The organism is Mesomycoplasma ovipneumoniae, from assembly GCF_038095975.1.
In the GTDB taxonomy this organism is placed as follows: Bacteria; Bacillota_I; Bacilli_A; order Mycoplasmatales; family Metamycoplasmataceae; genus Mesomycoplasma; species Mesomycoplasma ovipneumoniae_C.
The window spans coordinates 167,381-190,890 of sequence record NZ_CP146003.1 but is presented as its reverse complement, the minus strand read 5'-3'; the positions used below and the strand labels follow the sequence as shown (position 1 = coordinate 190,890).

Here is a 23,510-nt window from a genome sequence, read left to right as displayed (position 1 = left end):
TTAAAATGGTAGAAATTTTCTTATTATTGTGTATCGTCTAGTGCAATTCTAACTTGGAAACTAAGACTTGACTTAACTGACTGAGAAGCTGAACCGTCGGCAGCTGTTGGTGTAGTTTTTTCGATTTGCAAATTCACAACTTTGAATTTTTGCGGACTGATTTTATCTTCGTCTATTGAAACAACTGAGAGTTTGAGATCTTTATTGTTTTCTTGAATTTTTGCTTGAATTTCTTTGAATGCTGAAGTTTCTTCAAATTTTTTATTGTCTGTAGTTTGATCAGATTCACCTTTTTTGAGCTTCTCAAATTCCTCTTTTTTAAGGTAAAATAGCGAAAATGATGGCGGAATACTTAAAACAGCTTTATTTAATTCATCTCTTTCAGTTCTTTGAGTATCTTGTTTATTAACTCATAAATTTAAGTCAATTTTTGGAGTTTGATATTTATCAACACCTGTATTTTTGTCAAAAACCTTGTAATAATAAGTTAATTTATAGTCCTCAAGTCCAGAAGGTGTAGTAAGAGTTTCACCACCACCTGATGAAGTTGAACCTGAGTGTTTTTCAAAAATAATTTTATAATCTAGATCATTACCTAATTTTGATCAAGCACTAAAGTTGCTTAATTCTTTAGCTTTATAGTAAAATGCTAGCAATAAATCTTTTAAAGTGCTAAGTGATTGTGTTTTTTCTTGGAAGAATTTTTTGATTTCAGCTTCAATTGTAGATGGTGTAGTTGAACCTGAACCACCAGCGCCAGCTCCTCCGCCTCCGCCACCATTACCATCAACACCAGCTTTCAAAATTGAGGAGCTTTGTTTTTTCAGTTCTTCTTTAATTTTTTTAGCAGCATCTTGCAATGATTTATAAAGATCATCGCCTGTTCCTGAACCATTCATTCCTGAACTAGTTGATGTATTTGACTCAACTTTTACAGGTGAATATTGATTTAATTGGTTAAAAATATCACTGTCATTAATTAAAGTATTTGTTTTTTGCCAAACACTTTTTGGTAAAAATAGATTAGAAATTCAACCACGAGAATCAAAACCTAAAAACTGATTGTTAAAATCAAGTGAATAAACTGGGTTATCTTGAGTTGTCTTAAATTTAACGTCTGAGGCAATTTTGAAAATATTGTCATCTTTTATATCATTTAGATTAATTGAAGCATTTTTATCAACTAAACCGTTTGCTTTAGCAATTTCAAATAGATAATTTAAAACCTGAGCAGGTTCCATTTGGATTAAATACGCATAAAAGGAAGCAACATCATATTCATTTTTGAAGAATTTATCAGATTTTAATGATTTAATTTTGTAATCTGATGCAATGAAATTATTTTCCGTAAAATTAGCAAAATCTTCGATTTTAGGGAATTTTTGCTGTCCAACTCAAGCTTTTAGCATTGATTCATTTGCATCAAAATCATAGGCATATTGGAAAGGATTTCCGATAATTTTCTTAATTTCTTCAAATTTAGGAGCTTTTGATTCGCTGTTTTGCTCGGTTCCCTCGCTACTTCCACCAGTTTGACCGATTAAATTTTCTAATTCAGTTTTAGAAATATAAGCTGTTGTTGAACCAATTCTAATTTGTTTATTTGTTGGGGTAGTTGATGCAGCTGTTGAAACAGTAACTGCAGTTGCTTGAGAAGAAGTTGAAGGTAAACCGTCAAGATTATAAAATGTTTTTCGCTCTGTATCTAAATTAGATTCAATATTTGTGCCTGCACCAGTTTGTGTTCCAACCTTCTTGAAATTAGGAATTTCAAAAACTGAAGTTTTAGATCCTAAAAGTTTGTTTTCTGAGTCACCAAAAAAACTTGAATAAAGATTAATAACAACTGGAATTTCAAGATTTGAATTTTCTGCATTAACACCATCTTTTTCTTGTGCTTTAGAAAGATCTAAGTAAAAATCAACACCTTGAGGTTGTTTTTGACCAAAATACTGATTAAAATCACCAAAATCAAGGGAAATTGGCTTAATTAATAATTCAGAATTTATTTTATCTACTACTTCTTTAGATTTTTCTCTAACAGAAGAGTATATTTTTTTATTAAAACTAGCGAAAAAATCATTTACAGTGCGAGTTGAAATTTCAAGATATTTGACTAATTCTTTTGTTTTGTCTTCAGGTTGAGCTGGAGTAGTTACGGGAGGTTGTTCTGTGGTGGTTTGTCCGTCAGTTTGCTGTTCTGTGGTTGATCCATTTGATCCTTCTTCAGCTCCCGCTGCTCCTGCGGCTGCCACTCCGCCTGTTCCAGTTGATCCTGTACTTCCTTGTTGCCCGGTTTGCTGCCCAGTTCCCCCAGTAGTTTGTCCAGATTCCGCAGCTTGAGGTTGGGCTTGACCTTGGGTAAGATCGGCGGCAACTTGAACTAGTTGGTTAATATTTCCAGAAGCTACTAAACTAGCCTGAGCTTGAACTTGAGTATCTACTGGCGTACTTCCAACTTTAAAATCAGTAAACTGTAATTTTCTGAGTGAAATTTTTGACAAAATATCGTCTACATCGGCAAAATAAGTTGCTTGTTTTTCTGCAGTTTGATCCTGACTTGATTCAGAACTTGAACTAGACTGCGGAACTAAATCAATTTTTTCAAGTAATTGGGCATCTTCGATATTGAAATTTTTAAGCTCAAATTTTGCATCATCGCTTAATTCAGCCTTAACTAAAAAACTTGGAACTGAATTTGGACCAACTGAAATAAAATTATTTGTTCCAGGATGTTTTTCTAAACTAAAATTGTAAATTGTTCCTTGTTTGAAAGGGAAAAAATTATTTTTGTCAAAGTTTAATTCGTTAATTAATTTTTGAAAATCAGGGAAATATTGACTTATTTTTTCAATAGCCTCTGCTTCAGTTCCAGATTTATTAACATCAGCGGCAAAATCTTCTGCACGAGTTAACGATGCGATTTTTTGGTCAGTTAAACTTGGATTTATAACACTAGAACTAAAATCTTGTCTTCTTAGATTTTGAATGTTTTCTTTGAAACTTTTAGTTATTTTTTCTAAGTTTGAATTAAATTCGGCAAGAGCAAATTGTGAACGTTGTGCATAAGAAACTTTTTTTGAAATAATTGTTGAAAATGCTGTGTGGTTGTTATCAACTTGGTGCTTTGCACGGAAACGGAGCTCAAAACTTTGATCATTATCATTTGGAATTAAGTCAATAAATTCTAAAAATGGCTTATTTGGTGCAAAAGTTGGCTCAAATTTACGTAGTTTGGAGTTAACCTGTGTGTAAAAAGATATAAATTTATTTAAATCTGTGCCAGCTAATAATTTTCCACTTTGGTCAAAAAGTTGTGACTTTATTTGGCTATATGTGGTAGAATCATCAAAGACATCAGATTTAAAGGCAACATTTTGGACTCGCGAAACTAAACTTTCTAATTCAGCTCGGGGATTTTCTCCTGTATAGCGAATTCGAGTTACAAGCCCAATAGTCGTTGCAAAAATAGCAACACCACCAACAGCGGTTATTGCTATTGCTAATCTATTAGTATTTTTAGGCATATATATTTTTCCTCTATGTGGTTTTTAATCAAATATTTAAAATTATAGCACTACAATGGTGTTTTTTTATGATTTTATTAAATAAAAAAGTAAAATTTACTTCATTTTACCTTTTAGAAATAAATTTTACTCTTTTTTTAGTATTTTTTTACAAATTTTTGCGACTTTTTAGACTAAATGGATTATTAACTTTTTAATTTTAATGTCAATAAAATCGGTAAAAATAGAAAATTTAAAATAAATAGACTAAATTAATAAACTAATTTTTGGGCTCTAAAATTATTTTACTTTTTAAAATTTTTGAAAAAACCAAGGGATATTGTATTCGCGCGGATTTTCCTGAGTTTGACGTTTGATGGCAAAATTTACTTTTTAGTCAATATAAATACAAAAAATGCCCGTAAATCGCGATTTTTGAGGCTAAAATCTTAATTTTTATTGTTTTAAAATCGGCCTTTTGCAAAAAAAAAAAAAAAAATGTTTGGTCTAAAATAAAATTATGTTATAATGATCATCACTAAGAATAATTAATAAATTTTGATATTGAATTAAGGGGGAATTAAGAATGTTTTTGTCATAAAAAAATTTGAAAATGCGGCTTTTCCATTGTATTTTCAAATATGATGGTATGCCTTAAATTTAACCGTTTAGAAATCTATAAATTTAAGGCTTTTGGTTATTGTTCTTTCAAAACTTCATATGTTTTTTAGGCTCGCTGCAAATAAAACGAGTTTTTTATTTGCATTGAGTTTAAATAGTAGTTGTATTTTTTATGATTTTTGTTAGTCTTTTAAACTAAAAAAGTAGTTTAAAAATTCATAATTTTGCTTTTTAAGTTAAAATTTTAGCTTTTTTAGTTTGCTTAGTAGTAGATTTTTCTTTCGTGATGGCTAGATTTAAAATTTAGTGTTTTTGCTTTGATAGTTATTTTTCTGAGTTTGTCAAAAAAGTTAAAAAAGTGCCCAAATAATAAACCAGGACACTTTTTTAGGATTATGTCATCAAACTGGGAAACTAGGGATTTTGAACCTTTTAGTTTTAATGTCAATAAAATTAGCTAAAATAGAAATATTTAAATAAATAGACTAAATTAATAAGCTAATTTTTGTGACTTTAAAATTATTTTATTTTTCAAAATCCTTGAAAAACCAAGGAAGACTGTATTCACGCGGATTTTGAGCATTTAGTCTCATTATCATTGATGATAAACTATATTTACTTTCTAGTTCAAGCGGTTTTTCATTTTGTCAATTTATTCCAAAATAATTATGAGTTGCTGTTGAATAATTCCAACTTTGTAAAAATGTAAGTGGCGAACCTCCATTAATTGTTGAAATATACTCATCATTTGGACCTAATACTCCTGTTCCGGAATTACCAGCATTAAAATATGATGGAGTATAACCTTTTTGATTCAAAATAGTAACATTTTGTTGATCTGAATTAGCCCTGTTAATTATATAACCACTTTGTTTTGCATAAGGAAATCCATTCATTCCAAAATATTTAACATTTTGACCAAAAAATGTTAAATCTGTCTGACCGTTTGAATTTAATTTTAAGTTAGGTAATTTATATCAATTCAATAATCAGGCTGCTTTTTGGAACTCACCACTTTCATAAGCTGCTTTAATTAAAGGTTTAATATCAACTATTAAAACAGTTATGTCAACATTTTTTGGATTTTTTCCTTTTACATCCGGTTGTTTAATACCGGTTCAAACTATCCAAGTAGGAACATTTTTGACGGCGTTTGGTCCACCTCAATAGCTATAACCGCCATCAATTGAATTAGAATAATATTTACTTGCAATAGCCATGTAACGATTATTTGATAAAGAATGAGTTAAATCTTTACCAAAAAGGGTATTTAAATCAAAATTTGCGCCACCTTCGACGTGATTATTTGTGATTATGTAAAATTTACCATCATCTGGGTCATCATTTACTTTTGCAAGCATAGTTGCACTTCCAAAACTAAAGCCAAAGGTTCTAGCTAATAGATTTTTTGCTAGTGGGAACTTTTTAGTATCTCAAGATTTATGTAAAAATTCTAAATCTTGTAAATATCCTTCATGTAATTTATAAGGAACGTTTTGGTTTGGATTATATTTTTCTAAATTGTAAGCATCTGAATTGGTGAAAAATGTAATTGGTTGCTCTTCATTAGTATAGTCAATATTTTTATAATCAAATTGATTTGTCTTAGAACCAAAATCTTCATTTTCAAGCGAGTTTGTGTATTCAATATGAACTCTTGCTCCAGCTTTATGTAAAATAAAGGCTTTTTTTGGATCAAAAGTGTCAAATTTTGAGCTAGTATAGAAGTCAGCACCTTGTTCAACATGATTAAAAACATTATCAACTATCAAGCCAAGATTAGGATCATTTAGTCATAATTTAAATTCAATCCCTTTATCTTTGATATATTGGGCGCTTAAATTGAAACTAAAATCCTGAAATTTTTTGTTTGAATCTTCAAAAAATACATTTTTAGTTTTTTCAGTAATTGCTATTATTTGGCCATTTGCTAATTTTTCAAAGTCAAAAACAAAATCATAACCACCTTTAGTTGGTGTGTTTGTGGTTAAGTCCTTTCCTCCGCTAATTCGGGTAAGTCTTCGGGTATTTTGAACTAAAGCATTTCCAAATAATTGTAGTTTTATTTTGCGGTTTTTAGGATTATTCTTTAAAAATGTTTGAGAAAAATATTTTTCTTTTAATGTTCATTTAGCTGTTTTTGTAGAATTTTCGTAATTTCAATATAAATCTTTATAATAAGGTTCAATTTCACGACTTCTAGTTACTTCATTTTGAGATTCAAATAAAGTAACTAATGGCTTTTGTGTGTCTAAATCTATATTGCCCTGAATATTTTGGTTATTAATATTTGTTAAAAAATATCAAGTTTCACCTTCGACAATATGAGACCCATTAACGTATTTTAGACGGAAATATAATTTATTATTATGTTTTTTTGTCTCAAGAAATTGTAAATTTTCCTTTGAGATTTTAAAATTATTGTACTTAAGAGCTTCTTCTTTGATTTCAAAAAGATCTTTAAAATTACTGTTATTTAACAAGTTTGTTGTAGTTGATCCAGTATTTTTACGAACAAAATCAGAATATTTGATTCCATTTAGAATTATTTCAGGATAAAGTTTATTTTTATAATCATTTTCTAAGTTTTGTAATTTTATATCTTTCTTAGGACTATAGCGGATTTTTGTGTTATGCTTGTTAATAAAGCCAAGTTTGAACGTCATTTCGCCTGGTTTATCAGTGGTTTTAACATCATAATAATAAACAAAATAATCCTTTAAAATTTTTGAAGTGTTAAGTGAAACATCAGGATCATTATCAAAAAATATTTGCTTTTCGACAATTTTTGGTAATTTTTCACTATTTTGTCCACTTTTTTTGTCTTCACCTTCAAGTTTGACTTCTTGATTTTTAAACTTATCTAAATCACTATTTCTAGCGGTTTCACTGTTAGCTTTAATTTGAAGTAAATAATTTAACTTTGATTCAGCTTTTTGTTCAACAATATCAGCAGGGTCTATTAGTCTATATTTTATGTGTATCTTCTCGTTTTTATAAAATTCGCCGGTTACTCTACGATAATCAAAGTGGCGACTATTAATTTGATCAATAATTGATTTATCATCATTGGAAATCGCATTGGATATTGAGATTTCTCTGCCATTTTGTCTTGTTTTTTCTAAAATTGGTGAAAAATCTTCACTGGTGAAATTAGATCCATTTTTAGGCTTAATATCGCTATAAGTGGCTGGCAGTCAATTTGAAAAATTAATGGCTTTTTCAGTTTTGAAAACATCAGTACGTGTAGTTCCTTCAACAATTAGCGGATATTCTAAACCGTTATATTTGTATCAAAAGAAAATTTTTGCTTGACCTTTTAAAATGTCTGTAGAAATGACATCTTTTGCAAAAATTTCAAATTTACCTATTTTAGCAAATGTATAAAGTTTGTTAAGTGAGTCGATTATTTCCGAATTCGTTTTTCCGACTAGTGAAATTTGGCCGTGGGTATTATCAATATCATTAATTTTTGTGTTTTTAAATAATTTTTTACCGCTAGAATCACCTAAAATTTCTTCAATTAATGATAAATCAGCTTTATCACGCGGTGATAAAATTGGTTTTAAGTAATCCTTAGGTGCAAATTGTACAATTTCTTCTCTAGTGTGTTGACCTTTTTTTATTAATAATTTTAAGGAAATACTTTGAGTGGTACTCGAGGTTAAAACTCTTCTTTTTTCATTATCAACATCAAAAGTTGAAAACGAAATTGTGGAATTTTGAGGAATTTCGTAGTTAAAAAATTGCTGATCTTTTAAAATTTTATCAAAAATTTTATCAAGGTCAGCCTTACTTAATTCATCTTGTTGTGTTGGGTTTTCTGAACCAAATTCTGAAACTTTTACAACTTTTGCGTTATCCTTAAGAGTTTTAAATTTTTTATTTGGAGCTATTTGCCCTGCTTTTTGCAATGTTTCTAAAGTTGGTTTTAATAAATATTTATAAAATCAATAGCTACCAACCCCACCAGCACCTGCAGGTTCTTCGAAATGCCAATAATAATCTAATGGATCTTTTAAATTAGTATAATCAAGAACAGCATATTCAGGATCGCTAAGGTAAGTTTGCTTATAAAAACTGGTGTTTTTAAAGTTTTGAGTATATGCGATTTTTACTGGCAAGTTATCTTTTTGTTTAAACTTAACCTGATTCTTGGACTTAGCACTAACTGTTTTAATAACTTGCTTATTAAATTTAATATCTAATTTTAAAGATATTTTATTATCATCGGTAAAGGTTAATTCAGGTCGCTCTGGTAATGCAACATGGAAAAAATTTCCGATTGTTTGTCTTGATTGAGAAAAATTTTCTGAAATAAATTTTTTTAGGTCTTGCTTAGGGAAGTCTTCTTTTTCAAAATCAAGGAATGAATTATAGTAAATATCAAAATAGTCATCAAGAGAATCTATATTTAACGAAGAAATTACCGTATTTAAGTCAACATCATTATTAGAAATTAAAAGTTGGGTGGATAAAGTTGTTGAATGTGAAGGGTTTTTTACTGAAGTTGCCTCATAATTAAGGACTAAAATATTTCTGTTGCTGCTATCTAATGATAAGTCTAATAATTTGAAATTGATTTCATTATTTTGTGGTTGTTTTAATCAAAGATTTGCATTTTTAAGGTTAAAAGAAGCAGAAGTAAGATATTTTTTTATACTATGACGGTCAAGCCCTTGGTCATCAAGACTAATTTTTAGGGCGTCTTGGGCTTGTTGTTTAAAATCTGATAAATTTTGTGCAACTTTTACTGGTGGTTTTTCTTGCACAATTTGGTTATTTTGCGCTTTTGAAACTAAAATTGTTTGTGAAAATGAAGTGACTAAATTAGCAAATTCATCAGCAAAAGTTACCAAATTTTCACTATCAATTACATTGAGTCGGAGATTTTGGTCTAATTTTTCTTTAATTTTATTATTTTTTTCTTCAAGTTGTTGCTTATTTGTTGTAGATGTACTTGAGTTATTCAATAATAATTGAGAATTTTTCACTTCAACATTATATAAATCAAGGGAATCTGCTAATTTTAAAATGCTAGAACTTATATCTTTAATATCAGAAACTAATTTTTTTGAATCTGCCAGTGTTTTAATATCAGAAACAAAATTTGGACTAAATTTGCCAGATGATAATTGATTCTCCAAAGTTTTTTTAGCATCGCTTAACTTAACATTACCATTAAGACGTGCTATTTCTGACTTTACATTTTCATGAAGTGTTAAAGTGTTAGATAGAAAATATTTTGTATTATCAGAAATATCATCATTTAATACAAGCTTATTTTGTTCATCTAAAAAATTTAGCGAACTCATTAAATCATCTAATTCTGTTTTATTTTCAGAATTTAGATAATTAGGATTATTTTCTAGTTCTATTTTTTCTGTTTTCAATGAAGATAGAAGTGATGCAACACCTTCTAGTTCTGAAATAAATGTCTTAATTTCACTAATTTGTGATTCAGTAATTGACCTATTTATTTTTTCCTTAAAATTACTTTGAACACTTTGTGATAAATTAGCAGTTTTCTCAACTTCTAAAATAGCAGATTTCTTTAATTCTTGTAGTTTTTCGTTTTTTCCCGCTGACTCATTAACAATTTTTTCTAAATTAGTTTGGATACTTTTAAGATTTTGAATTGAATCAGTGACATTGTTAATTAAGTTATCAGAATTTATATTTGAATTAAAATTTGTAATTAAATTATTGAAAGTTTCATTGCTCACAGTGGAATATTCATTTTTTATTGATTTAATTTGGGTAATAATATTTTCTAAAATGAGTAAATTTGAGGTGAAATTTTCAATTTCTTGTTTATTATCATTTTTATATAAAGTGGTAATTTTGTCATTAATTTGCGCACTTAAGGCTTTAAGATTAACAAGATTTGCGTGTTTTAAAACCGTGTTAAATCAGCCAAAAGTTGAAAGTTCTTGACTAAGGGTGTCGTTGGTTTTAGTAATTTCCGCGTTTAATTCAGTTATTTTGGTTAAATACTCATCCATTTTAGTTTCAAAATTAGATGAATTTAGAATTTTTTGATTAAACGATTCAATTTCACTTTTTAAATTATTGTATTTTTCCTCGTTAACACTAAAAGACTTATCGATTGTCTTAGATTTAAAATTCGACTCGAATTTTTGAAACAAATCTAATGTTGATGAGTATTTTTCTACAAATTGAGAAACTTTGGGCATATATTCTGAATTTGAGAAATTTTGTGAGGAAATATTTAAGGAATCTTTTATTTTATTTTTAATAGCTTCAGGAAAATTAGGATACTGAAGAAAAAAATTATCTACCTGATTTTTTTGAAGACTTTTATTTGGATCGGTGTAATTTTGAAATGAATTTGAGTTTGAAGTTGAACAAGAGGCAACAACAAGTGAAAAAATACCAACCCCGAATAAAAATATTGGGTTGGTTTTTGCTTTTTTTCTGTACATTATTTTTCCTATTTCGTGAGAGTTTTAATTTATTAATTATATAATTATATAACAAAAAATTAAAAAACCTATATATTTCAATTTAAATTAGTGTGTTAATTTGTTTTTAAACACTCGTATTAAATTCTCACGGCACTTTGCAGCTAGAATTAATCAGTATTGAATGCTGAATTTTTGAAAATTTACTATTGCTTATCAAAAATAAGTTCATTCATTAATTTGTATAACAATTCAAGACTTTAAAGTCACTTTTCATATAAAAAACCAAGCGTTCATATAGAAAATATAAACAAAAACAGTGAAAACAATATCATTGATAAAAAGCTAGTTGTTTGAATTTTTTGTGTAATTTATTTTAAAAATATTTGATTTTTTATTTTTTTAAATTTTTTTTCATTTAATAAAAAAATGTATTTAAAAAACTAAAAATTTGTTATAATTTTTTATTAATTAAATTAATAATATGCGAGGTTGACCATGAACAAAGTAAGATCTAAATTACTGGCTTAATAATTGCATACTTTTCGATACTCACAATAACTGCTAAAACCTAAAAAACAAACACAAATATTAAAAACTAGCAACGACGAACTCAATATTAGTGTCAAATATGTCAGCATGTATTGATTTTTATACTAAAGAGCTTATTAATTACCTTAAAAAATATGACCAAAGTTCCTATTAAATCATTTAATTCCAAACAAGAGGTTTATTTAGATGATAAAAATTGAAAATTTATCAAAAAAATTTAACAATAAAACTATTTTTAATTCAATAAATCTTGATATTCCATCAAATAAAATAACATTTATTGTTGGAAAATCAGGAATTGGCAAAACCACCCTGATTAACTTAATTGTTGGCTTTACAAAAAAGGATAGCGGAAAAATTTCTTTTTTTAAAAACGGTAATGAAATTGAAAATCCTTTAGTGGATGTTGTTTTTCAAGATTTTAATTTGATAGAATCGCTTTCAATTAAAAATAATATTTTAATTGCAAATCATATTCTAAATCGTTATGTTGAAAATCACGAAATTGAAAAGGAAGCTAGCGCAATTAACATAAATAGTCAAAAATTAAATCGATTAGCTAAAAATTTATCAGGTGGTGAAAAGCAAAGAGCTGCATTTTTAAGAAGTTCATCAAGAAATGCAGACTTTATTTTACTTGACGAGCCAACTGGGAACTTAGATAAAGAAAACTCAATTGCATTGCTTGATTTGTTAGTTGAGATATCACAAAATAAGACCGTTTTGGTTGTAAGCCATAATTTAGAACTTGCAAAAAAATATGCTGATCAAATTATTTATGTAGAAAATGAAAATATTCAATCAATAGAAAATAAAGATAAACCACAAAAAAATCTACAAAAATCTACGAATAATTTTTTAGCAAATTCTGAAAATAAAGTATATAAAAAACCATCTTTTTACCAAAAAGCAAAAGTTGCCTTACTTTTGTCTTTTGCTGATTTTAGATCGAAAATTACTACTTTTATTCTTGTTTTAATTTCATTTTTAGCAATGATTTTTGGTGTAGTTTTATTTGTTAACTTGAATATTTCTGCTAAAAATATTAATTTTGACAACGTTGTTCAATATAATTTAGACACCTTAAACATAAGTGAAAAGGTGATTGCTTCCTTTCATATTAATGAATTAGAAAAACTTAAAAAAGAAAACCCAAAAATAGAGAAAATAATACCGATATATTCTGATTTACAATTTTTTAAATTTAGTTATGATGATAAAACAATTTCAACAGGCCCAATTTTCCCCGTTGATGAGTCAGATTTTTTTAAAAATAGATTTACTGACATTATTAAAAGCCAAAAATTTAATAATAATTTTATATCTAATCAAGATGAAGTTATTTTACCTGAGAAAATTATTAATCAACTTGAAATCTCAAACCCAATAGGAAAAAAAATAAAAATTTTTTATTCTAACCATTTTGAAGAATTAAAAATTGTTGGAATAATTGAAGAAAAAAGTATTGATCAACCTAAGTTCTCTTTGATTCATACAAATAAATTAAAAACAACATATGAAAAGGGATATAAAGAAACATCCAAAAATTTCCATGACTTCGATGTTTTGGCAGATAATTTTTATTCTCTTGGCTTTGGCGATCGAACATCAAATAGCAATACGACATCTATTAATCCGACTATTAGCAAATCTTTTTATCAAAATTCAACCCAGGCACATTCAATAAATTTAACTAAAGGTAATTTACCTCAATCATTTGACGAAATTGCAGTTAGTTCTAATATTACTAATAAAATTGGAAAACTAATAAAAATTAACACTACTTTTGATAGTAATTATATTTTTAAAGTTGTTGGTATTTTTGATGCTGATAAAACTACTAATAATGCTTCAGAAGAACCCGAGAATATTGTAATTTTTAACAGTGAAGTCGAAAATTTCTTCAGCCAAGCACATCCTAGCGAATTTTTAGTCTTTTTTAATCATGAAAATCTTTATAATAATATTCAGGATTTTTTAGATAAATATGGTAAATCTGGTGTCAAACGTTATTATTTCATCTCTGGAGGGGTTGATGAAGTAAGACAGCATCTCTTTGCCACCCAATTTACTTTGATTGCGGTTATTTTTGCCTCAATTATAGTTCTTGGTATTACTTTATTGATTTTTATTAGCGTTTATGCTGTAAATCTTTCCAACTTTAAGAAAAAATCGATAGCAGTTTTAAAATCACTAGGCGGTAAAACGCTAGAAATTTTCATGTACCATTGATTAAATTTAATAATTATTAGTGTTTTTGTATTTTTTGTAGGTATAATTTTATCGACTTTGATTGTCCCAGAAATTTATAAAATAGTTCTGAATCAAAACTTATTTCAGCCAGATTATTCGCAAATTGTCGTAATTTTTCTTTTGACTTGGTTAGTCGGTTTTGTTTCTATGTCTTTTATTTACCTATTAATTTCTTATAAAACATATCGAAAAGATGTCGCAACTTTATTGAGATAATCTAAAATCACATCCGTGATTTTTTATATAAATATAAAAAAGATTTACAAGTTTTTTAATTTTAGACCTGAGGAAAAATGATAAAAATTCAAAATTTAACGAAAAAAATTGATGACAGATTTATTTTTAATTCACTAAATCTTGAAATTCCTTCGAACAAAGTAACTTTTGTAGTTGGTGAGTCAGGAATCGGTAAAACAACTCTTATTAATTTAATTGCCGGTTTTACAAAAAAAGATAGTGGAAACATTTCTTTTTTTGATGAAAATGGTTCTGAAATTAAAAAACCATTAGTTGATGTTGTTTTTCAAGATTTTAATTTAATCGAAAAAATTACATCTAATGACAATATTTTAATAGGAAATAATGTAATAAATAAACTTTTAGACAAAAATGCATTAAATCAAAATGCAAATTTAATGTCGATAAAAACTGAACAACTTGAACAAAAAGTAAATAATTTATCTGGCGGTGAAAGGCAAAGAATTGCAATTTTACGCTCACTTTCACGTGATAGTAGTTTTATATTACTTGATGAACCAACAAGAAATTTAGATATTGAAAATGCAAAAATTGTATTTGAAAATTTAACTAATATTGCCAAAAATAAAACTATTTTAGTAGTTAGTCATAACCTTGATTTAGCAAAAAAATATGCCGACAAAATTGTTTATATTGAAAAAAACAAAATTTCTGAGGAAATTTTTGACAAAAATAGCCAAAATCAGTCCTTAATTACTAAAGATACAGCTAAAAACAGCGATTTAAACTATCAAAAAACAGCTAAAAATTCAAAACTTTCGAAAATTAAACAAGAATTTAAAACAGGTTTTTTATTAACAATTACAGATTTTAAATCAAAACTTACTTCAAGTATTTTATTTTTGTTGCTTTTTTTAACCAGTTTTTTTGGGACATTATTATTTGGGGTCTTAAATTTAAATATTAGCAGCACTAATTTGCAAAACACGATTGAATATCAATTAGATTCGGTTGTAATAACCAAAAAATCAAATGCAGAAATAAACACATTTTCTACTAATGAAATCACAAAACTTCAAGAAGATAACACAAAAATTGTAAAAATTGTTCCTATTTTTACCTTTCCTAAGGTTACTTTCACTTATGGCGATAAAGTAGAGTTTGATTCTTCTGTTGACTATATTGATGAAAGTGATTTTTTTAAAAATAGATTTATTTTTGACAACAAAAATTTAGTAGGCAGAAATATTCAGAACAAAGATGAAATAATAATTTCAAAATCTCTAGCAACAAAATTTAATATAGAACAGCCAAACAATCAAAAAATTAGTGTCTCAAGTTTTCGAAACACAGCCGTAGATCTAAAAGTAGTTGGCATAAGTAGTTTGGCTACTTTAGATAGATTAAATTTTAGCTTTTTACATCATAAATTTTTTGAACCAGCAAAACCTGTGCAAAAAAACAACGGACCAAATGAAAATCTTGACAACAATAAGCCAGAAAAAATTGACCCTTGAGTATTGAAACTTTATTTTAATATTGATGATGATTTAGCCAATAATATTGAAAATTTTGCTAAAAACAACAAAGAATTTGAAATCCAATCGTCTCTAGGTGGCATAACAAAATCAATATTAAATACACAATCATTTACAAATATAGTTATTGGTGCTATTTTAGTTTTATTTGTCATAATTTTGCTAATTCAGACAGTCTTTTATGCTAAAAACCTGAGTGATTCAAAAATGAAATTAATTGGAATTCTTAAGGCACTAAATGCTAAAACTTGACAAATTTTCTTTTACCATTGACTAAATATTATTATAATTTCGCTCTTTATTTTGTTTATTAATTCAATCGTTTTCATTCCGTCAATGGGAAAAATTTATACCGCAATAATTGGTCAAGATATTTTACTACCTTCGCTGAGCCAAGTTGGGGCTTTACTTATAATAATATGACTTATAATGTTTGGGTCTATTTCGGTGATTTACCTAATAATTTCTTGACTAAGTTATCGTAAACCGGTAATTAAATTGCTAAAATTTGAGCAATTCTAGTTTTTGAATTTTGCTTGTATATTAAGACTAAATTTTAGATAAATTTGCAAAATCTCTTTGTTATATATTATAAATTCCTAAAGATTTAGAGCTGTTCAAGGCTTAATTCTTTAGGAATTTTTGTTTTGGATTAAAGATAAAAATTAGTTACTTTTTGCTTAAATCCTGAGTTTGCCAGTTTGACGGCAAAAATTCACTTTTTAGTGAATATAAATACGCAAAAATAGCTGTAAATACGTGTTTTTTGATGCTAAAACCTTAATTTTTATAGTTTTGAAATTAACCTTTTACAAAAAAAAAAAAAAATGTTTGGCCTAAAATAAAATTATGTTATAATAAAGCTCACTAAGAATAAATTAATAAATTTTGATATTGAATTAAGGGGGAATTAATTATGTTTTTTGGCTAAAAAATCAAATATTGCGAATTATCCATTATATTTTTAAATATGATGGAATGCCTTAAATTTAACCGTTTAGAAATCTTCAAATTTATGGCTTTTGATTATGGCTCTTTCAAAACTTCACATATTTTTTTAGGCTCAATTTAAATAAAAACGAGTTTTCTATTTGCATTGAGTTTAAATAGTAGTTGTATTTTTTATGGTTTTTGTTAGTGTTTTAAACTAAAAAAGTAGTTTAAAAATTTCATCATTTTGCTTTTTAAGTCAAAATTTTAGCTTTTTTAGTTTGATTTATTTGAAACTGGGAAACTCGGAAAAATTAGTTGCTTTTTCCTTAAATTAATATTCTAATTTGTCTTATTTATTCAAAATTTGTAAGCTTTTTAAAAATTATTCTTTATCTATGTCGCTAATTTTGATATTATATTCAGATAATGACTCAGAATTTATTGATGAAGGTGAATTTAGCAATAAGTCCAAACCTTTTGAATTTACTGGAAAAGCAATAACATCACGAATTGAGTTTGTTTGTAATAAAATCATAATTAGACGGTCAAGACCAAAAGCAAAACCTCCATGAGGTGGGACTCCAAAATTAAAAGCTTTTAAAAGACTACCAAATTGAAGGTTAATTTGATCTTGATTAAGACCTAAAATTCTAAAAATTTTACTTTGTAATTCAGAATTATTAATTCTTATTGAACCAGAACCAAGTTCAAAACCGTTAAGCACAAGATCATAAGATTGAGCGCGCACTTTTATAGGGTCAGTATCTAAAAATTCAATATTTTCAGCAACGGGCGCCGTAAAAGGGTGGTGAGCGGAAGTTATTTGCTGATTTGAATCAAGCTCAAAAAGCGGTCAATTAATAATTCAGGCAAATTTAAATTCATTTTTATTAATAATAAGGTCATATTTTTGTGCTAATAAATTTCGTAAAGCCCCAAGAGCTAATGATGTTTCTTGATAATTATCAGAAATTAAAAATAAAGTTCCATTTTGATAATTGTTGTCTAATAATCAAGTTTCAAGCTTAGATTTCAAGGCAGATTCATCAGTTTTAAAAGAAAAATACGAAATTTTTCCAGATTCAATGTGAATATATAAAAGTCTGTTCGCATTATGTTGTCTTATTTTTTCAGAAAAAATTCGGTAATCTGGTTTTGAAATTAAAACATTTTCAAGAAAAATTCCACGCGTTTTACCTTGGAAAAGTGGATCATGACCATCAAGAAAATCAAGAGAAAATAATTTATTTTCAAATCGCAAGTCAGGTTTGTCGGTTCCATATTTGTCAATTACAAAATCATAATCAAGCCGCGGAAATTCAATTTTTGAATTAGAGTAAATTTTTTCTCACAAATATTTTATAAGGTTTTCAATCTGATTGGAGATTTGTTCAAAATTACTAAAGCCAAATTCTAAATCTAGTTGACAAAATTCAAATTGGCGGTCCTTTCTTAAATCCTCATCACGAAAGACACGCGCAAATTGGAAGTATTTTTCAAATCCAGAAACCATTAAAAGTTGCTTATAAATTTGAGGTGACTGCGGTAAGGCAAAGAATTTTCCTTTTTGACGAGTAGGAACTAAAAAAGATCTTGCTCCCTCAGGTGTTGATTTTGACAAAATCGGGGTTTCAATTTCGATAAAATTATTTTCAAAAAGGAAAGAGCGAATATAGTGAAAAATTCGATAACGAAAAGTCAAATTTTTCTGCATTACTTCCCGACGTAAATCTAAAAATCTGTATTCCAAACGTAAATCTTCATTAGCGTGAGCCTCATTATGAATTTCAAACGGAATTGGCTGTGAAAATGAAAGTGTTTCAAAATTTATTGCATTTATTTCAAGATCGCCGTTATGAATTTTTGTATTTGGATTGCTTCTTAGCGATAAAATACCTTCAACACGCACAACAGATTCTTTTGAGTATTTGTCGACTTTTTTGGTATTTTCATCAATAATTACTTGAAAAATTCCCTGATAATCACGGATTACCACAAAGGTTTTACTTTTAATTTTACGAATATTTTGGACTCAACCTTGAATTGAAACTATATTTCCAATTTGTTCTTTGGATAAATTTTTTGAATTATACATGTGTTTCTCCGTCTATAAGTGTTTTTAAAAATTTAAAATCAATATTTAAAAGTGAAATGACTTTGTTAATAGATGTTTGAAGGTTTTTGATTGATATTTGGCCTGGTTGTTCGTCTTTTTCAAAGAAAAAAGCAAATTTTGCACTTGATTTTTTTGCTTTTTGAAATCCATCTTTAATTGACAAGGGTAATTTATTTAAATCAACTCGAAAATTTTGCTCACGAAGTAAAATTGCAAGTTCAAAATTTTTAAGAATTTCATCTTGACTAAAGCCAATTAAATAAAAATCTAAATTTGTAAATTTAGTAGGGGAATTAGATTTAAAAATTTCTATCAGACGCTCAATTCCAAAGGCAACCCCGATACTTTTAAAATTAGACATGCCAAATTTTTGTGGTAAATTATTATAACAACCTCCACCTGCAAAAGTTAATTTTGAGCCTAAAATTTTGTCAGTATCGATAAATTCAAAAACAAATTCATCATAATAATCAAGCCCTCGAACTAAAGAATAGTCAATCACGTAATTAATTTTAAATTTTTCAAAAATTGAAATTATTGAATTGAAATTTTTCTTATCATCAATTGATCAAAAGTCGCTTATTTTTGGGGCTAATTTGACAAAATCTTTAGAAGATTCTATCTTGTCATCAAGAATTCTCAAAGGATTATTCTTAATGCGTAATTTAGAAATAGGCTCCAGTTTATCGATATATTTTTCAAAATATTGACTTAAAGCTTTAGAATATTCTTCTCTTGTTTGTGAATTTGAAAGGTAATTAATTTTAAGTTGGTAGTTTTGAATTTTAAGATTTTCAAGAATTTTAATAACTAAAAGAATGACTTCTAAAACTTGTAAAAAAAATGACTCTGGTTTATAGTTAGTAATTTCAAATCCGGCTTGGTAAAACTGACGAAAACGGCCTTTTTGCGGTTTTTCATAGCGAAACATGGGGCCAAAATAAAAAAACTTTTTTTCAATTTGGTGCAATTTGTGCTGTCAAATTGCCCGCATGATTGGTGCAGTTCCCTCAGGTCTTAAAGCTAATTGTCGATTTGATTTATCCAAAAATTTATAGAGTTCTTTGGTTACTACGTCTGAATCTTGGCTAGTTTTTTCAAAAATTTCTGCATATTCAAAAATGGGTGTTTCAATATATGAGAAATTAAATTTTCTAGCATATTGGAAAAAAATATTACGGATTTTTAGGAATATTTCACTTTCTTGCTCAACAATATCATAAGTACCCTTAGGACTTGAATTTAAGAATGATTTCATTTTTAACCTTTAATTTTAAACGATAGAAAAATTTTAACAAAATAAAAACCAAAAATTAAAATAGATATTTTTTAGTAATTATTTTAATTTTTGGTTACTTATTTCTCATAGTCGTTAATGCTTGCAAATGTTTGTTCATGAACTTTCTGAATATTTCAGTATTTAGCGTTAATTCTTTTTTGTTTTTTATAGTTTCGATATGCTTCTAATTTATTTCATATTCTAGTTGCGACAAATAATGAAGAATATGTTCCGATTATAACACCTATAAGCATTGTTAAACTGAAAACTACATCAATTGATTCATAAAAAATCATTAAAACTATGATTGTAAAAATTGTTGTTAGCGATGTAAAAATAGATCTTTTGGCTGTATCTTTAATTGCCTCTAATGAAATTTGGTTAATTTTTTCACTTTTGTAAACATCAACGTGATTTGTTTCACTAAATTTTGTCTTAATACGGTCAAAGACAACAATTGTATCATTTACGGTATAACCAATTAGAGTTAAAATTGCAACAACCAAATTTTGAGATATTTGAATTCGAGTAATAATAATCACAGAAAAGACCATTAAAACATTAAATAATTGAGAAAGAATAATTGCAAATGAAAAAGTTCATTTAAATCTAATCAGTGTAAAGATACTTACAAAAACAAGTGCTAAGCCAACTGAAAGTATTGCATTAAAAATTAATTTTTGTGCTTCTTCATTTGAAATTGAATAATTCGTCATTCGAATATTTGAAAAATTGCTTTGAATTTCTGAATTAAGGGTCGAAAGTCTGGAAGCTAAGTCTAGTTGGGTTTTGACTTCAATATTGAAAACAGAAGATGACTCGTTTAAAGGATTTAAAATTATTTGCGAATTTGTACTATTAATATTATGTGAATTTAAAAAATCAATTATTTTATTAGCTTTTTCTTGGTTTATCAAGTCAAAACTTGAATTTGAGGTTTCAATTAGCAAGTTTGTACCACCACTAAAGTCAATAGCTAAATTAAATCCTGAACCAAAAGACTTATAAATTCCGGCAAAAGTTGCAAAAACCACTAAGGAACCTACAAACAAAACAAGCGGAGTTCATCTAGAATATTTATAAATTTTTTCATAATTAATTCTTGAATAAACTGATTGGTAACCCCGTTCATATTTTTTCAAGTAATAATTTTTTATACCTAAAAGTCAAAATCTGTTACTTTTTTGGAAATAATCAGCTTTAAGAATAAAGCTTGTGAAAAATTTTGTAAATCCGATTGTCACTATTAGTGTAAAGACAATTGAAAAAATAAGAGTAATTGAGAAACTTTTTACATTTTTAGTTCCAAAAAAGAACAAAACAAGTGCAGCTATCAGTGTTGTAACATTTGAGTCAATAATTGCATTAAAAGAGGTTCGATTAGCCTGGGAATTTGCTTTTATTGCCGAATTACCGGCATAAATTCTCGATTTAAATAGTTCAAAACTAATGACATTTGCATCAATGTTCATCCCAATTCCAACAACAAGCGCTGAAATGGTTATTGGAGAATATTCACCTCGAACAATTGTGAAAAAAAGTAATGTTAAAAAGACATAAAGTGAAAGCGAAACTGTTGCAACAATTCCTAAAACCCCGTAATTTACAATCAAAAATAGCGAAATTATCGCAATTGCTAGACCAATTGCGATTCATCCAGCAATAAAGGCTGACTCAGACTTGGTTTTGCTAACAAATGAAGCTGACAAAAAATCTAATTTATAATCAGCAGTACCATAATTAATATCCAGTGCTAATTGTTTTGCCTCTTGTGGAGAAAAATTACCTGTAATTACAAAGGATTTTCCATTTAAAGCTTGACTAACTGTTGCATCGGAAATTAAATACCTTTTTGCATCAATTTGGAATTTTTTAAGTGAAGGTTGCAAAATTTTTCGGTCTGGCAAAAAATCAGGGGTAGTTTTTTCGCCAACGTGCAAAAAATTATATATATTTTTATTAGCTCTTTCTCACTGAAGCGGGAATTTTTCTTGGGCTATTTTTTTAAGTTCAGAAATATTAGACCAAATTAAAATTCTGTTTTGACCACGAGGCAATTTTGAAATATGTTCAGTGGCTTTAGTTCACTCTAATTGAGCATTGTTGTCTTTTAATTCGATTAATACTTGATTACTTGATGGATTTTGGGGATTTGGCTGTGAAAGGGCAGAACCTGGAGCAAATGGAACTAGCCAATTTGACTCATCACCGTTTTCAAGACTAAGGTTTGTTGCAAATTTACCATCAAAAAAAAGGGGATTTGTGTTAACATCTGTAATTGTAAGTGTTGGTTTATTGACTATTTCATCAATAAATTGCTCTAATTCACGATTATTTGAGATTTTATTACGTGAAATTCTTATTCGTCCTTCACCTTCGGTAAAAACGTTAGTACCATTCAAATTAGCCCCGCCGGTTAGACGCTGGAAAATAGCTGAATCTGCCTCCTGAACAACTTTTGAAGATGGAATTTTTCCGTCCAAAGTTTTAACTTGAACTAAAACCTCAGCACCGCCACCATATTCAATTGAGCGATTAATGTTCTGAGAAATATAGTAATTTGAAACGAGAAAAACACCACTTCCAAGAAAAGAAAATGTTAAAAAAGCAAGAAAAAAACGCTTTCAACTATTAAGCGAAAACAACCTAGCAAAAAAACTACGTATTTTCATGACTTCCCCTTCTAGTAAATTTAAAATTATACCATGTTTTGCTTAGCAAATGCAAAAAAATTTTTTGCAAAATGTTGGCTGTTTTTAGAGAATTCCTTATTTTTATAGTATAATTTCTATGTTTTTGAAAAATGTACAAGAAAATTAATATTAAAGATCAACAAATTTCTGAGCTAATTAATTTAGAAAGTCAAAGACAAAACGACCAAATTGAGCTAATTGCCAGTGAAAATTATGCCTCCGAAGATGTCCTAAGCGCAAATGGAACAAGTTTGAGCAATAAATATGGCGAAGGTTATCCTGGAAAACGCTATTATGGTGGTTGCGAGTTCATTGACAAAATTGAATTAATTGCAATTGAGCGTGCAAAGCAACTTTTTGGAACAAAATTTGCAAATGTCCAACCCTATTCGGGCTCAAGTGCAAATTCAGCCGTTTTTGCCGCACTTTTAAAACCTGGAGACAAAATTCTTGGCCTTGATTTAAGTTCAGGCGGCCATTTAACTCACGGATATAAAGTTAATTTTTCCGGAATTTTTTACACCGGAATTAGCTATTTTCTTGACAAAAATGAAACTCTTGATTATGATGAAATTGAAAAAATAGCTGTTCAGACTAGGCCAAATTTAATAATTTGTGGCTATTCGGCTTATTCAGGTTTGATTGATTTTGTCCGTTTTCGACAAATTGCCGACAAGGTCGGAGCCTATTTACTGGCTGACATTGCTCATATTGCCGGCCTTATTGCTGCAGGCGTGCATCCTTCGCCAGTTGGAATTGCGCACGTAATAACATCAACAACCCAAAAAACTCTGCGCGGACCTCGAGGTGGCTTGATTTTAACAGACATTGAAGAAATTGCAAATAAAATTGACAAAATTGTTTTCCCTGGAATTCAAGGTGGTCCACTTTTTAATACAATTGCCGCAAAAGCTGTTGCATTTAACGAAGCTCTACAGCCTTGATTTAAAGATTATTGTCAGCAAATCGTTAAAAATGCCGCTTTTTTTGCAAATGAATTTGCAAAAAAAGGTGCAAGAATTGTCTCAGGAAAAACTCAAAATCACCTTTTTATTGTTGATGTTAAAAAAACCTATGATCTAACAGGTAAACAAGCACAAATTTTACTTGAATCAGTAAATATTATTACAAATAAAAACACAATTCCAAATGATACTCTAAGTCCTTTTGTAACTTCAGGAATTCGTTTTGGCACTCCAGCGATGACTTCTCGCGGTTTTAAGGAAAAAGAATTTGCTATTCTTGCTGAAATTATTGATTTTGTCTTGAGAAAGAAAAATTTAAATCCTAGTGAAATTGAAGAAATTAAACTAAAAATTCAGGAATTAACAAAAAAATTTCCGGTTAAGTCTAGTTACTGGATTTAAAAAGAATAAATTATTTTTTGTTTAGCAAA

8 protein-coding genes are annotated in these 23,510 nt (G+C 28.0%); 3 read left to right on the top strand and 5 right to left on the bottom strand.

What is annotated here, in order from left to right; translation table 4 throughout:
- Positions 1-23 precede the first annotated feature (23 nt).
- The gene (locus tag V3255_RS00725; RefSeq protein WP_337898698.1) at positions 24-3,527 is read right to left on the bottom strand and encodes a P97 family adhesin; all 3,504 of its coding nucleotides are present in this window, start codon (positions 3,525-3,527) and stop codon (positions 24-26) included.
- 1,124 nt (positions 3,528-4,651) lie between these two features.
- A complete protein-coding gene (locus tag V3255_RS00720) occupies positions 4,652-10,573 on the bottom strand; it encodes an MGA_1079 family surface serine endopeptidase (protein ID WP_333503955.1) in 5,922 nt (1,973 codons plus the stop codon).
- A gap of 717 nt (positions 10,574-11,290) precedes the next feature.
- On the opposite strand from V3255_RS00720, the gene V3255_RS00715 reads away from it, so the two are divergent.
- Both V3255_RS00715 and V3255_RS00710 read left to right on the top strand, forming a co-directional pair.
- A complete protein-coding gene (locus V3255_RS00715; protein ID WP_333503956.1) occupies positions 11,291-13,573 on the top strand; it encodes an ATP-binding cassette domain-containing protein in 2,283 nt (760 codons plus the stop codon).
- 77 nt (positions 13,574-13,650) lie between these two features.
- On the top strand, positions 13,651-15,615 hold the full coding sequence (locus tag V3255_RS00710) for an ABC transporter ATP-binding protein (protein WP_333503957.1): 1,965 nt from the start codon (positions 13,651-13,653) through the stop codon (positions 15,613-15,615).
- Between the two features lie 793 nt (positions 15,616-16,408).
- Here V3255_RS00710 and aspS read toward each other — a convergent pair.
- The 3 genes from aspS to secDF all read right to left on the bottom strand — a co-directional run bounded on the left by aspS (position 16,409) and on the right by secDF (position 22,093).
- Positions 16,409-18,121: an aspartate--tRNA ligase gene (gene aspS, locus V3255_RS00705; protein WP_333503958.1), complete on the bottom strand. Its 1,713-nt coding sequence runs from the start codon at positions 18,119-18,121 to the stop codon at positions 16,409-16,411.
- A complete protein-coding gene (gene hisS / locus V3255_RS00700) occupies positions 18,114-19,400 on the bottom strand; it encodes a histidine--tRNA ligase (RefSeq protein WP_333503959.1) in 1,287 nt (428 codons plus the stop codon). The genes aspS and hisS overlap by 8 nt, the downstream gene beginning before the upstream one ends.
- A 98-nt stretch (positions 19,401-19,498) precedes the next feature.
- On the bottom strand, positions 19,499-22,093 hold the full coding sequence (gene secDF, locus V3255_RS00695) for a protein translocase subunit SecDF (protein WP_341516267.1): 2,595 nt from the start codon (positions 22,091-22,093) through the stop codon (positions 19,499-19,501).
- Between the two features lie 131 nt (positions 22,094-22,224).
- Between secDF and glyA the strand changes: the two genes are divergently transcribed.
- Complete coding sequence (gene glyA / locus V3255_RS00690) at positions 22,225-23,481, top strand: serine hydroxymethyltransferase (RefSeq protein ID WP_333503961.1); 1,257 nt, start codon at positions 22,225-22,227, stop codon at positions 23,479-23,481.
- Positions 23,482-23,510: the final 29 nt, after the last annotated feature.